The sequence below is a fragment of the Dactylosporangium sp. CA-092794 genome (assembly GCF_050948465.1).
Lineage (GTDB): Bacteria > Actinomycetota > Actinomycetes > Mycobacteriales > Micromonosporaceae > Dactylosporangium.
The window spans coordinates 11,219,794-11,233,529 of record NZ_CP192044.1 but is presented as its reverse complement, the minus strand read 5'-3'; the positions used below and the strand labels follow the sequence as shown (position 1 = coordinate 11,233,529).

At 70.8% G+C, this 13,736-nt stretch carries 8 protein-coding genes; 7 read left to right on the top strand and 1 reads right to left on the bottom strand.

What is annotated here, in order from left to right; translation table 11 throughout:
- Positions 1-120: 120 nt before the first annotated feature.
- Positions 121-1,521, top strand: coding sequence for a helix-turn-helix domain-containing protein (locus ACQPXD_RS48505; protein ID WP_432830657.1), 1,401 nt, complete (start codon positions 121-123; stop codon positions 1,519-1,521).
- On the opposite strand, the gene ACQPXD_RS48500 is transcribed toward ACQPXD_RS48505, so the two are convergent.
- Positions 1,518-2,552, bottom strand: a complete 1,035-nt coding sequence (locus tag ACQPXD_RS48500) for an NAD-dependent epimerase/dehydratase family protein (RefSeq protein ID WP_432830655.1) — start codon at positions 2,550-2,552, stop codon at positions 1,518-1,520. The two genes, ACQPXD_RS48505 and ACQPXD_RS48500, sit on opposite strands and share 4 nt — an antisense overlap.
- Positions 2,553-2,968: 416 nt before the next feature.
- On the opposite strand from ACQPXD_RS48500, the gene ACQPXD_RS48495 reads away from it, so the two are divergent.
- From ACQPXD_RS48495 to ACQPXD_RS48470, 6 genes are all read left to right on the top strand, one after another.
- A complete protein-coding gene (locus ACQPXD_RS48495; RefSeq protein WP_432830653.1) occupies positions 2,969-4,309 on the top strand; it encodes a hypothetical protein in 1,341 nt (446 codons plus the stop codon).
- 59 nt (positions 4,310-4,368) lie between these two features.
- Positions 4,369-6,288: a phospholipase D family protein gene (locus ACQPXD_RS48490; RefSeq protein WP_432830651.1), complete on the top strand. Its 1,920-nt coding sequence runs from the start codon at positions 4,369-4,371 to the stop codon at positions 6,286-6,288.
- On the top strand, positions 6,273-9,011 hold the full coding sequence (locus tag ACQPXD_RS48485; RefSeq protein ID WP_432830649.1) for a DEAD/DEAH box helicase: 2,739 nt from the start codon (positions 6,273-6,275) through the stop codon (positions 9,009-9,011). Before ACQPXD_RS48490 ends, ACQPXD_RS48485 begins: the two co-directional genes overlap by 16 nt.
- Before the next feature lie 808 nt (positions 9,012-9,819).
- Complete coding sequence (locus ACQPXD_RS48480) at positions 9,820-11,955, top strand: nitrate- and nitrite sensing domain-containing protein (RefSeq protein WP_432830647.1); 2,136 nt, start codon at positions 9,820-9,822, stop codon at positions 11,953-11,955.
- Positions 11,955-12,440 carry a roadblock/LC7 domain-containing protein gene (locus ACQPXD_RS48475; RefSeq protein WP_432830645.1) on the top strand — a complete coding sequence of 162 codons (486 nt, stop codon included), beginning with the start codon at positions 11,955-11,957 and terminating at the stop codon, positions 12,438-12,440. The genes ACQPXD_RS48480 and ACQPXD_RS48475 overlap by 1 nt, the downstream gene beginning before the upstream one ends.
- Positions 12,441-12,475: 35 nt before the next feature.
- Positions 12,476-13,681 (top strand): ABC transporter substrate-binding protein, encoded by a 1,206-nt coding sequence (locus ACQPXD_RS48470; protein WP_432830643.1) that lies wholly within the window; start codon positions 12,476-12,478, stop codon positions 13,679-13,681.
- Positions 13,682-13,736 lie beyond the last annotated feature (55 nt).

Below are 13,736 nucleotides of genomic sequence, written 5' to 3'. Positions count from 1 at the left end.
GCTGCGATTGATCTGGAGGTGACGTGGATGCCTCATCGTGAGGATGCCGTGTTCGTCCCGAACCAGCACCTCAGAGATGCCCGGCTTCGGCTGCCTTCCCCGCGTAGGCCGGGTCAGCGCATGAGCCGGGCCGAACTCGCGGACGCCCTGAACGTCGCGATTGACGAGGTCAACACCACTGGCCGCAGCGTTGATCATCTCTATGTCACCGAGCACTGGGTCGGCAAACTGGAGCGGGGCAAGACCCGGTGGCCGCATGAGGAGCGTCGGACCGCGTTGCGGCGGGTGCTTGGTGCCACGACCGATGCGGAGATCGGGCTGTACAGTCCGCGCCAGACCGATGTCGGGGTCACGGACGTGTTGCCATGGCGCAGTGTCGGCATGGCGGGCGTCGCGCACCTGCCGCGGATCGGTTCGATGCCGTTGCCTTCCGGGTCGCCGCCGGTGCGCCCGCGGGCGGTGCCGGTTGGTCCGGCGGGCCTGGCCGCTGTCGACGGGTACGTTGGAGTGGAGCAGGCGATCATGTTCGCGGCATGGGTGTGTGGCGAACATGCCAGGGAAGCAGGGGCGTGGGCGGTGGACGACGAGGTCCTCGATCAAGTGCGTCACGACATGCGTGACGTCGCTCGTGCCTTCGATACGTTGGCGCCGGCCGCCGTCGTAGGGCGCACGCTGCAGGTCCGTAACCGGGCCGTGGATCTGCTGTCGCACACCCAGCGGCCAGCGCAGCTGAACGATCTCTATCTTGTGGCGGCGCAGGCGGTGTCGCTGCTCGCGAGCGCCAGTATCGATCTTGGACTGTGGTCGACGGCACACCAGTATGCGCAGGCAGCGGAAGAGTACGGTGAGGTCATCGGCCACGCGGGTGTCCGGGCGTACGCCCGCGGACTGCGGGCCACGATCGCGTATTGGACGAACCAGCCCGAGGAGGCCGTTCGCCTCGCCGGTGAGGCGGTGGAGCACGCGCCGGCCGGAGTCGCGCGGGTACGTGCGGCGAGCATCCTGGCCCGCGCCTGGTCGCATCGGGGATCGGTAGACGCGGTCCGGCAGGCCCTCGCCGTGGCTGACGACGCGCGCAGCACGAAGGGCAGCGACGAGTTACATGATCTCGTCGGTGGCGAGTTCGGCTACACGGTGCCGCAGCAGGCCCGCAGCGCAAGTACAGCCTGGCTGCAGGTCGGGCAGGCCGACGAGGCAACGGCCGCCGCTCAGCGGGCGCTCGACGCCCTGGCCGGGGTGACGCTGGAGCCGTGGTCGACCGTTGAGGCTGAGGCCCGCGCCGACCTCGCCACGTGCCAGGTCCTGGCCGGCGACGCGGATGCTGCTCGGGAAACGCTGGTGCCGCTGTGGTCGATGCCGCCGGATTGGCGGCGGGTCGGGCTGCTCGGACGCGTCCACCGGGTGCAGACCTTGGTGTCGGCCGGCCGGTGGCGGCCGGTGCCCGCGGCCCGCGAGATCGCCGAGGCGGCCGCGGTGTTCGCCGCGACCGCGGCGGTCACCCCCGAGCTGCCGCCGGCCTAGTCCTGCCGTTGGGTCCACGCCTGCAGCAGTTCGCGCTCGCGGTCGGGCGCGAGGCCGTGGTCGGCGGCGCGGCCTGCCTCGCCGCTGCCGGTGATCGCCGTCCCGCCGCCGGTCATCCACGCCCAGGTGTCGGTCACGGTCTCGATGAGCGGACGGCATCGCAGGCCAGCCTGCTCGGCCCGTGAGCTGTTGATCTTCCACACGCCGTCGTGTGTCCGCCACAGCGGCAGCTCCGTCCACTGCTCCACCTGATGCCGTAGCAGCCAGTCCGGGTCGGCCCACACCGGGACAGTGTCGGCTCCGGTCGCGGTGATGCAGCCGTCGATCAGGTCGGCGAAGGTCGCGTGCCCGATCGGCGCGGCCAGGTTGAAGGAGCCGGGGTAGTCGCCGGCCGCGCAGCGCAGGGCGAACGCGGCCACGTCACGCACGTCGATCGGCTGGATCGGCCGGTCCGGTGGTCCGGGCGTCAGGAGTTGGCCGCCGCGGGCTGCGCGGGTGAGCCACCAGGTCAGGCGGCCGACGTACTCGTGCGGGCCGAGGATCACGCCGGGGCGCAGGATCGTGGTCCGGTCGGCGCCGAGCGCCGCCGCGACGGCCCGCTCACAGCCGGCCTTCTGCGCACCGTACTGCCCGGCGTAGCCGAGTTCTGCGCCGAAGTCGCTGTCGGCGTCGGGCGGGCAGACGAACAACGGCGACGCGTCGTCCAGCGGCTCGTTGGGCCAACCGGTGTAGACATTGACGGAGGACAGGAACACGTAGTGGCGGGTTACCGGGGCCAGCGCGGTCGCCGCGGCGAGCACCTGGCGAGGCACGAACCCGATGGTGTCGACGACGGCGTCCCACGGCCCGTGCTCGGCAAGCCGGCGCAGGTCCGCGACCTGTTCGCGATCGCCCCGGATCGCTTCCACGCCCTCAAGGTCGGCGGCTGAGACACCCCGGTTGAACGTCGTGACCGACCATCCCGAGTCCAGCGCCAGCTCGCCCAGCGCGCGACCGAGAAACCAGGTACCGCCGAGGACAAGCAGCCGCATCCGTCCATGATTGCCGATGGCGGAACGCTCCACCACCAGGGCCTCCTGGCAGCGTTTCATGACGTGGGCAGGGTCGCTCGCTTTCGCCGGTACGGCAACCGGCATCGTGGACCACCCTGTTTCGGCAGGTCAGAGATGCGACGGGCCCGGCACGGCCGGATGATTCGGCGTCCAGCTGGTTACGCGGTCGCGTCGACCTCCATGCCGTTTCATCCCGAACGACCAGTTCAGGGCTGCGCGGCTTCGGTTGCCGTCACCGCGACGTCCCGGTCAGCGGATGAGCCGGGCCGAGCTCGCGGACGCGCCCGGCCGGTAACTCGGGCCCAGCCGGAACGCCCGGCCGGTCTTCGGAGCGTTGTCGACACTCGGTTGAGCGAGATTGCACACGCGTGCCGTTGCTTCGGTCGGTCGGGATCATGCGAGAATCGACGCTCGCATTCGACTGGGAGGTGTCGGGGCTCGTGGCGGCCGGGATCTTGGAGCAGCTGCCGCGGTTTTCCGAGTACGACCCTGGGGCGGTCGGTGAGGGGAGCCTCGACCCGTTGGGTCTTGCGGCTGTCGCGGAAAGGATTGCCGACCGGCTGTTGCCCGGCCTGCGAGCGCGGATGAGCCACCCGCGGTTCGTCACGCTGTCGGCGGTAGGGGCATTCGCGTGCCAGGACCTGTTGGGCGTGGTCTCCAGCGACGAGAAGACGACGTTCGACATCGCCTTCGAGTGGCTGGTGGTCGAGGCGTTGGTGCGCTATCCGGGGGCCGACCGTCTGCGCGGGGTGCCGGGCAGCCAGAAGGCCAGGCGGGCCAAGAGTCTGTCCCGCCGGTTGTCGGCGGCCGACTACCTTTCCGGACCCCGCAACTTTGGTTTTACCGGGGTGTACCGTCCGTTCTCCCGGGATGCCGAGGTGCTCGACCCGCGAGGGTTGCCCGGGCCGCACGCCGAAGAGTTGCTCCTGGAGTGGGAGGCCGACCACGGGCTTGCCGGGTTTGTCGGCGGCGGGCCGGGCATGCCGGGTATCAAGCTGCGCCGTGAGATCGTGAAGCAGACCGCCGAGGCGCTGCGCCACGGCCGCTGCGTCGCCCCACCGACTGGCTGGTTCCTGAGTGATCTGGCCTCCGTCTGCGCGCCTGGCGAGGCCAGGGCTCGGGAGCGCGCCGTCATGCTGCGACTGGTCGTGCACAGCCGGCACCCGGTGCGCGACGAGTTGACCGCACTGCTGCGCGACGGCATGCCGCCGCCGGAGGCCACCCAGCGCGAGATTGCGCTGTCGCTGCTCTCCCGTTCGCGCGGTGCGGCCCACGACGCGCTGCACGCGGCGGTCGAGTTCGAGACTGCCGCGACGGCGATCGACAACACGTTCCGGCGTTTGCTCGCCTACGCGGTCTCGTTGGGCGGCGCGTTCACGATCGCGCAGGGCATGGCGACGCCGCGCCTCTCCGACCTGGCCGCGCGGCTGGGCGATCTGACCAGGTCGGCCGTTGAGGCGGTGGCCCGTCTCGACGAGGGGCTCGCACATGAGGCGGTCGACTGCCTGCGCGAGTTCGACCACCCGATGGGCGCGCAGGAGTTCGTCGATGCGCTCATCGCACGGCACCAGCAGATCCAGGAACTTAAGGGCAAGCGGATGTGGATCGATCCGGTCAAGCACCGGTGGGTGGTGCGCACGCCCTACCGCAAGCAAGACCCGGACCTGAGCGACGACGTCTGGGCTCACCCGATGCGGCTGTACACCTTGGTCTCTTTCCTGCGGGCGTGTGCGTGAAACCCACACCCCTGCTCGAGTTCTGGGACCGGCCGGAAGGGGCCGGCGCGCCGGTCGCGATGCTCGCGACCACCTTCGCGCTGGAGCCGGATTTCTTCGAGCGCAACTGCCTGGCCCGGTTCCTGGCGGTGACCAGCGTTGACGAGGACACCGGATCGGCGGACGACATCGTCGCGCGAGTCGAACTGGAGGAGCGGCTACGCGAGCCGACCGTCACCGTGCTCGCCGACCGAGGTGCCCCGGCCGAGCGCTCGTCGCTGCGGTGGGATGTGCTGCACTGCCTGGTGCCCGGGGGTCTGCTACACAGCAAGGTGGCGCTCCTGCTCTGGCAGCACGCGACCCGAGTGATCATCGGATCGGCCAACCTGACCGCGGCCGGCTACCGGCACAACATCGAGCTGGCGATGGCCGCCGACCTCGGCGAGACCTGTATCCTGCCGCGCGACGTCCTGCACGGCATCGCCGCGGAGATCGAGTCCTATCTGGACCTGGTGCCCGGGCTGGAACCGGACATCCCGACCCGGCGGCATGCGGTTTCCACCCTTGGGTTGTTTCGTTCCCGTGTGGCGACGCAGCCTCCTTCGCGCGCCCGGCTGCGTGCGGCGCTCGCCCCGACCAACAATCGGACCGGGCCGCTGTCGCACCTGGACGAGGTGTGGCAGGGCAACGCACCCCTCCGGGCGACCCATGTCTCGGCGTACTGGGATGAGAAGAGCCCGGCCGTGCTGACCCAGGTCGCCGGGCTGCTCACCGGCCGGCCCGCCGCGCAGCGCCGACAGTGCGTCGCGGTCACGGTAGGTCCCGGGGGAGAAATCCCGTTCCCGCCGTCACACAAGCAGTACGTCAACGAGGTGGTGCAACTCGGCCCGCTCGACGACGAGCCGCGCGTGCTGCACGCCAAGACCCTGGTGGTCGAGAACAACCAGTTCCTGGCGGTGCTGGTCGGCAGCTCGAACCACACCGAGGCGGGCTTCGGCCTGCATCCGCGCAGGCGCCACCGGGAGCTCAACGTGTGGCTGGGCGCCGCGCTCGACAGCCCGGAGGGCCAGGCTCTGGCCGGGCTCGTGCCGGTGGGCGAGCCGATCGTGGATACAGCCGCGTATGAGGAGCCTGCCGACGAGGACGAGCCGGAGGAGCTGGCGGCGCTGCCCTCGTTCTTCGGGTTGTGCCGGCTTGTGTGCGGTGACGCGGGGTGGGAGCTGTGGCTGGGCCTGGGGGACGACCCGCCCGACGGCGACTGGAGTGTTCGCCTCCCGGACGGGCAGGGGCTGCTGGACCGGGCCACGTGGGTCGCGGCCGGCTCGCCGGACATGGTCGTCCGTCCGCTTGTGCCTGACCAGTTGCCCTTCTTCCTCGACGTGGCCTGGGACGCGGCGAAGGGGACCTGGGCGGTCGTCGCCGACGACCGGCACCAGCTTCCGCCCGGGCCCGCGCTCTCCGAATTGGCTTCGTTCCACTTGATCGAAGCTCTCGCCACGGGCGCGACCACCACGCAGTTGCTTCGGCAGCTGCGGGAACGGGTCGCCGTCGGGCAGACCGGCAGGATCATCAGCGACCCGCTGGCCCGGTTCGACGCCCACAGCGTGCTGCTCCGCCGTGGCCGCAAGCTCGCCGCCGCGCTCGCAGGGCTGGAGCGGCGGCTCTCGGAGCCGGTGGTCACGGTGGACACGCTCGAGGCCCGGCTGACCAGTCCGTTAGGCCCTCGGTTCATCGCGGAGAAGGTCGTCACGGAGCATCTGGCGAGCGGGACGGAACGGGCCGCAGCGTTGTTCACTCTCGCCGAGGTCGCTCTGTCGCTGGGGCGGGTGGCGTGGACGGAGACGATGCGGCACATCGACAAACGAGCCGGGCTCGCTCTGGTCGACGAGGCGCTGAAGCATCTCGAGGAGCTGCGGTTGCGTATCGATGGTGCAACTGGCGATCTCGCGGATTACGTGGCCCGAGCGCTGCAGGAAGCTGGCCGATGCATTCACTCCTGAGCCGCTACCTGCGCATCCACCTGGATAACGCCTTCGCCGAGGACTGGGCTCGGCAGCGGCGCACCGCCGAGGACATCGTGCGGCGGTTGTGGTCGCAGTCGCAGGAGGGTGTCGTGCTCGCCGACCAGGTCGGGATGGGCAAGACATTCGTCGCGCTCGCCGTCGCAGCCACGACGATCCTCGGCGAGCCCGAACTCGGCCAGGTCGTCGTCTTCGCACCCGCGAACGTGGCCGAGAAGTGGGTCAACGAATGGAACAAGTTCGCCGAGTCGCTGCTCACCGAAGGCGCACCTGAGCTGCGCTGCGTGCCGGCGGCGCTGCGCAGCGGCGAGGATCTGCTCAAGGCGCTCGACGACCCGCCCGAACGGCGTCACCACCTGGTGGTGGTGACGCATCAGGCCCTCACCGCGAGCCTGAAGGACACCTTCATCCACTTGGCGCTGGCCTACTACGCCACCCGTCACCGCACCGGCGCGGCGGAGGTCAGGGCGAGGATCGTCAAGTCGAGTACCGGAAAGACGGGCCTGATGCCCGATGCCCGGTTCACCCCGTTGCTCGTGGAGCGGTTGCTTGCCAGAGATCCCGGCCAATGGGCGTCGGTGTGGCAGCGGCACACGGGCATTGCGCTGGCTGATGAACCAGTGCCCGGGGCCCTGATGGAGGTCGCCGAGGACCTCGACCTCAGCGAGGTATGGGCGGCGCTGCTGGCTCTGCCGAAGAACTCCTCCCCAAACATCCAGACCCGGCTCCGCACCGTCCGGAGGGCGCTCAACGAGGCCACCCAGGGCGTCTGGAAACAGGTGCTGACCAGACACGGGACCAGACGGCGGCTGCTCGTCGTCGACGAGGCTCATGCCCTGAAGAACAACGGGACGCTCATCAGCCGCCTCTTCACGCCGAAGGAGGGCAACGACGAGGACGGGGCGCTGCAGGGAATCTTCGAGCGGATCCTCCTGCTGACGGCGACACCGTTCGAACTCGGCCACGATGAGCTGATCAACATTCTTCGCCGACTGACCGCGGTCGTTGCGATGGAGCCGCCGCCAAGGGAGAACCTCGATGATCGGCTGGCCCGGCTGAGGGAACGGCTGCAGCGGGCTCAGGAGACGGCGATCGCGTTCGACGAGTCATGGTCGAAGCTCGGGCCCGATGATGTCGCGGCCTTCGATAGGTGGAGCGTCGGGGATCCACCGCCGGCCGACGTGGGCAGCACGGCGGTGCGTCGGGCCTGGCGTGACGCCCAGCTGGCCGTGGCGGCCCGGCGGGCCATGCACGAGGAACTGCGGGTATGGGTGATCCGCCACGAACGCCCGCCCGGTGGGCGCCGCTACCGCTCCGGCGGCTCGATCGTGCCGGGTCACACCTCGGCCAGCGGAGGCTTGGCCATCCGCGAGAGCGACGCGCTGCCGTTCCTGCTCGCCGCCCGGGCCCAGGCGGTCGCCGCCGACGCGCACGGCGCCGCCCGCCCACACTTCGCCTACGGCATCGCATCGTCCTACGAGACCTACCTGCGGCTGGATACCGCGCAGGGGCCGCTCGACTCGGACGCCGAACCCGAGGAAACCTCGCCCGACCACACGCCCGCACCCGGCGAGCCGGGCCCACACCCCGGCATCGGCTCCCCGGCCCAGTGGTACCACGACGAGATCACCCGGCTGCTCGCCTCCGACCATCGACGCGCGGCGCACCCCAAGATCGCGGCCACGGTCGAACGCGCTGTGGACCTCTGGCAGTCGGGACGGAAATGTCTGATCTTCTGCTGGTACATCCGCACCACCGCCGCCCTTGAAGCCGCGCTGCGCTCGCGGATCGACGACCTCATCACCAAACACGCTGCAGATGCGCTGAAGGTGGACGTCGCCGGGGTGGACACCGAATTGCTGCGGTTGTCGCAACGTCTGCTGCGCCGCGACACCTCCAGCTATGCCACGGTCCATGGCGAGCTCCGCGACTCCCTGCGGGAAGCCGCGGACGGGCGGCCCGATGTCGCCGATGCGCTGGCCGAGGCCGCCATCCGTAACCTCCGCACCGGCGGCTTCCTGGTCCGCTACACCCGGCTGTCACCCGAACTCGACGCGGACGGTCTGCTGCGCGGCATCTCCGGGGCGAACCCGATCGGCGTCAACCTGCTGGGCCGCTGGCAAGGCTTCGCCGCGCGCACGGCCGCCATGACCGACAGCCAGCGGACGAAGATGCTCACCCGACTGCTCGGCGAGCTACCCGACGAGGGGGAGACCGGCCGGCGCGGGGCGAGCCTCTCGCCAGTCCGCCGCGCCTATGGCGAAACGCGGCGAGAGGATCGCGAACGGCTCATCAGCGTCTTCAACACGCCCTTCGCCCCGGACATCCTCGTCGCCAGTTCCGTCATGGGCGAGGGCATCGACCTGCACCACGAGTGCCGCCACGTCATCCACCACGACCTGGACTGGAACCCCAGCAAGCTGGAACAGCGCACCGGACGGCTGGATCGCATCGGCTCTCTCGCCGCGCGAGAGGGCGCGAAGATCGAGGTCTACGAGCCCTACCTCGCCGGCACCCACGACGAGAAGATGTTCCGCGTCGTTAAGGACCGGGCCGGCTGGTTCGACATCGTCATGGGCCGCGCCGGCGGCAGCGACGAGACCGCAACCGACCTTGAGGAGAACCGGATCGCGCTGCACGAGCACATCCGCCAGGCCCTGTCAATGGACCTGCGTAGCCCCGCACCGCCGCCGGCGGGGTGAGCCGGCCCACCAGCCTGCCGAACCTCAGCTCTGCGGCGGCCGGATCAGGCACGCCCCAGCGGTCCTCAACATACGTCGTTGTAGCTTTGCGCGACTCCCCAAGGGGGGGTTTGCGCCTTTCCGTTCAACGGGCGCCGGGCTTGGCGATGACCGTTGATGCCGGTGACGCCGCTGCGCCCAGCGCAGCGTACGCATGGCAGAGACCCGCTCGACTGTAGCGGAACATCTTCCCGAGTGGATCTTGATTGTTGGCGATATCGCCGTGTAGCCGCAGGTCGATCCTCGGTGGAACACGTCGGGGAACAGGTAGAGGAACACGAGGTGGGTATTCCCACCTGTCGGCGCGTCCGTGATGGTTGACCGCATCGATCCCAATGTGTCGATCCCACCTGGGGCGCGCAGCGATCGCGGACCGCGTTGGTTGCTGCGCCGTCGGTGGGCTCGGTGATGTCCAGGAGGGGAGTCGCGTGCTGCTGGGTCCTGCAGCCTCGCGGGCCGGCGTTGGGTCCGGTGCGGGTGCCGGTTTGGCGTGGGGGCGTGGTATGCCGTCGGTGGGCGCGGTGCAGGGCGGCCCCGCTCGGGAGCTGACGTGTCGTGATGCCGTCCGCTGCGGGCCTCGCGGAGCAGCCGGGGGTGCCCACGTCGTGGGCGCGGGCGGGTGGGTGCGATCGTGACCGGGGCAGGTCCGCAGCATGCGGCGGTTCGGCGTGGACCGCGCCGGCTGGCCGATGTGGGCATCGCGCCCAAGGTCGCCATCGCGGTCATTGTGCCACTGCTTGCGGTCTTGGGATTGGGTGCGGCGGTCGGGGTGTCGTTGGCCGGGGACACGGTGCGGGTCGGGCAGGCCGGTGATCTGGTGGCGTTGGCCGCAGAGGGCTCGACGGTGGTGCAGGCGTTGCAGCAGGAGCGCGCTGCGGCGGTGCTGCTGTTGCAGTCCCCGGGTCGGGGTGAGCCGACGTCCTCGGCGTTTACCGCTGCGGTGGCGGCGACGGATCAGGCGCTGGTGGTCTACCGGGAGCGTCGTGTGGCGGTGACGGCGTCGGGTGTGATCGGCGATGCGGTGGCCCGGGCGGACGAGTATCTGGCGGGGTTGGAGGGGTTGCGCCGGCGGGTGGTGGCGGTGCCGGGTCCGTCGGTGGCGGCGGCGGCGTTCTCGTATCGGATCGTGGTGGCGGGGCTGCTGGATCTGCGGGAGGCGGCGGCGGTGGCTGCCGTGTCGCCGGAGCTGGCGAACCGGATCCGGTCGGCGGCTGCGCTGTCGCAGGCGGCGGAGTCGTTGTCGCTGGAGCAGGTGGCGGTGCTGCGGGCGGTGGCGTTCGGGACGTTGAGCCCGGCGGTGCAGCGGGACATGCTGGCCGCCCGGGCGGGGTACGACGAGGCGTTGGGGCTGTTCGGCGGGCTGGGGGATCCGGCCTGGGCGGGCTGGTATGCCGCGACGGTCGCCGGCCCCGATGTGGTGGCGGCGGAGTCGGTCGCCGGTCAGGTCGCCGGGACCGCGCCCGGGGCTGCGGTGCGGGTGGATCTGGCGCCGTGGCTGGCAGCAGCCCATGCCCGCAGTGACTTGATCGCTTCGGTGCAGCGCCGGGTGGATGGGGTGGTGCTGGCCGCGACCGGGGATCTGCGGCAGGCGTCGCGGGTGCGGTCGATGGTGATCGTCGGGGTGGTGCTGGCGGTGGTGGTGCTGGCCGCGGTGCTGACGCTGGGGGTGGGCCGGCATCTGTCCCGGCGGCTGCGCCGGCTGCGCCGCGGCTCGTATCAGGTGTCCCGGCTGCTGCCGGAGGCGGTCGACGCGTTGCAGGACCCGCAGCGGCGGGACCTGGCCACAGTGGTGGAGCAGTTCCGTGCGCAGGCGACGGCGTTGGTGCTCACCGACGGCGACGATGAGATCGGCGCGGTGGCGGCGGCGTTCCGGCAGGTCGTCGACGAGGCGGTGCGGCTGGCTGGGGAGCAGACCCGGTTGCAGGCGGACAACATCGGCCGGACGACCGAGGTGGCTCGGCGGATCCAGCAGCAGGGGGCGCGGCTGACTCAGATCGCTGATCGGGTCGAGCGGGATGAGGAGGATCCGGACCGGCTGGCGCAGTGGTTCCAGGTCGACCTGGAGGTGACGCTGGCGCTGCGGTTCGCCGACGGTTTGCTGGCGTTGTGTGGGGTGTCGCCCGCGCCGGTCGCCACGCTGCCGTCGTCGCTTGGGCAGGTGGTGCAGGCCGGGCAGAGCCGGATCCGCGGCTACCAGCAGATCGTGTTCGCCGGGCAGATGCCGGAGGTCGCGGTGCGGGCGGAGGCGGTGCATCACCTGGCGCACCTGCTGGCGGAGTTGATGGACAACGGCGCCACCTACTCGCCGCCGGAGGCGACGGTCACGGTCGAGGCGTGGCTGATGGGGGACCGGGTCGTGGTGCAGATCCGGGATCACGGGGTGGGGATGGACCCGGTTCAGTTGGCTGCGTACAACGCGTTGCTGGCCCGGCCGCAGTTGCCGCCGAGCCGGGATCAGATCGGGCTGGCGGTGGTCGCCGCGCTGGCGGAGCGGATCGGGGCCCGGGTGGTGCTGCGTGGCATGCCGCGGGGGCTGATCGCCGAGGTGACGGTCCCCGCCGAGCAGCTCGAGGCGGCAGCGGCGTCCCGGCCGGCGCTGACTGGAGCGTCGACCTGGCAACCGCAGCCGGTCACCGCCACCGGCAGTGCTTCGCTGGCCGGGCGGGCGATGCTGCCGGCCGCGCCGTCCGAAGGCGCGGCACCCGGCGGCCGGCTGGGACAGAAGCGCCGGCCGGGCGCCACCATGCACGCGGGCCTGAAGGCCAAGCTGCCGGCCCAGCCGCAGCTTGCCGTCGAGCAGTTGGACCCGAACGTCGTGGCCGCGACCCTGGCCGGCTCCGCGGCCGCGCTGGCTGATCTGCGGGCCGCGCACGCCTACCCACACACGAAGGGAGTACCGCGGTGATGTCCCACCCGTCGGCGGGGATGGCCCCGCATTTGCCCAGCCAGGAGCAGATGGCCACCTATGCCAACCGGCAGGGCGAGCTGGGCTGGATTCTCGAGGCGCTGGTCAATGAGGAGCCGGATGTGCGGCACGCCGTTGCGGTGTCCGCCGATGGTCTGCTGGTGGCGCGCTCGGCTGGGCTCGATCGCGACGGTGCGGAGCGGCTCGCCGCGGGCGTGTCGGGGATGGCCAGCATCACCGGTGGGCTGTGCCGGGATTTCCACGGTCAGGCGGTCATCTACACCACGGTCACCATGCTCGTCGGGACGGTGCTGATTCTCGGCGTTCCCGGGCCGGCGGCCGGCGCGCTCGCGGTGGTGACGGGCAGCGAGCCGGAGATCGGCCGGGTCGGCGCGGCCTGCACCAGGCTCGTCAAACGCCTGGGCGATGCCCTGTCCGTCCCGCCGGCGGCGGCCGGAGTCCCCGGCCAGCACGCGGCCCACTGACACCACATCGACACATGTTGGAGGCATGGCATCCGATGAAGGACCAACCAGACGGCCGAGGGCACCACGACGGTTTCCGCCGCTGTGGCATCGCGGTGGTCGGCGTGCTCGCCCTGCTGCTCGCCGGCTGTGCCCAGCACACCGGGGATGGCGGGGGCAGCAGCCCGGTGAAGATCGGGATGGTCACGGCGCTGTCCGGGCCGCTGCAGGCCATCGGCGAAGAGCTCCGCGACGGATTCCAGCTGTATCTGCAAACCCACGACAACAAGCTGGGCGGCCACCCGGCCGAGCTGATCGTGGCCGACGAGGGCGACGGCCCGCAGACCGCCGGACCGGCGGCGGAGAAGCTGGTCAAGAAGGACCAGGTCCTCGCCGTCACCGGGGTGGTCAACGCGGCCGCGCTGCAGTCGGTCGCCGCGCAGACGAGCGCGGCGCACATTCCGCTGGTCGGGTCGTGCGGGCGGCCGACGACGCTGCCGGATGTGTCGCAGGTGTGGCACACGTCGTGGATCTCCACCCAGTTCGGTGAGGCCCTCGCCCCGTACGTGAAGTCCAAAGTGGACGGTCCGGTAGCCGCGTTCGGCCCGGACTATCAGGGCGGCCACGACCAGGTTGAAGGGTTCTCCAAGACGTTCACGGCGCTGGGTGGGAAACTCGTCGACAACAAGCCGACCTACACCCCGTATCCGGCCACGACGAGCTGGACGCCGTATCTGTCCAAGGTCAGGGCCTCCGGGGCGAAGGCGGTGTACGCGTTCTACGCCGGTCGGGACGCGATTGCGTTCGTCAAGCAGTACAAGGATCTCGGGCTGACCGACATCCCGTTGTACGGGTCGGGTGCGGTGACCGAGGGGGCGACCCTGGCCGCGCAGGGCCCGGCCGCGGTGGGCGTGCAGACCGTCGCTCCGTACGCCGTCGACCTGGACAACGCCGCGAACCGTACGTTCGTGGCCGCCTACCAGCAGAAGTTCAGCGGGAAGTCGCCGTCGTACAACGCGATGACCAGCTGGGACGCGGCGCTGGTGCTGGACCGGGCGATCGGCGCGGCCGGCGCCAGCCCGACCCCGGCCGCGGTGAACGCGGCGATCGGACGGCTCGGGCAGATCGACAGCCCGCGCGGTGCCTGGCAGTTCTCGACGTCGCATGTACCGGCGCAGCAGTGGTACCTGCGCACGGTCCGCCAGGACGGCTCGGTGCTGGCCAACGTGACCGAACGCGAGCTCACCGTCCTCAACGACTGACCTGGCGCACCGGCCGGGTGATGCCCGGCGGCATCACCCGGAGCCGGACCCCCGG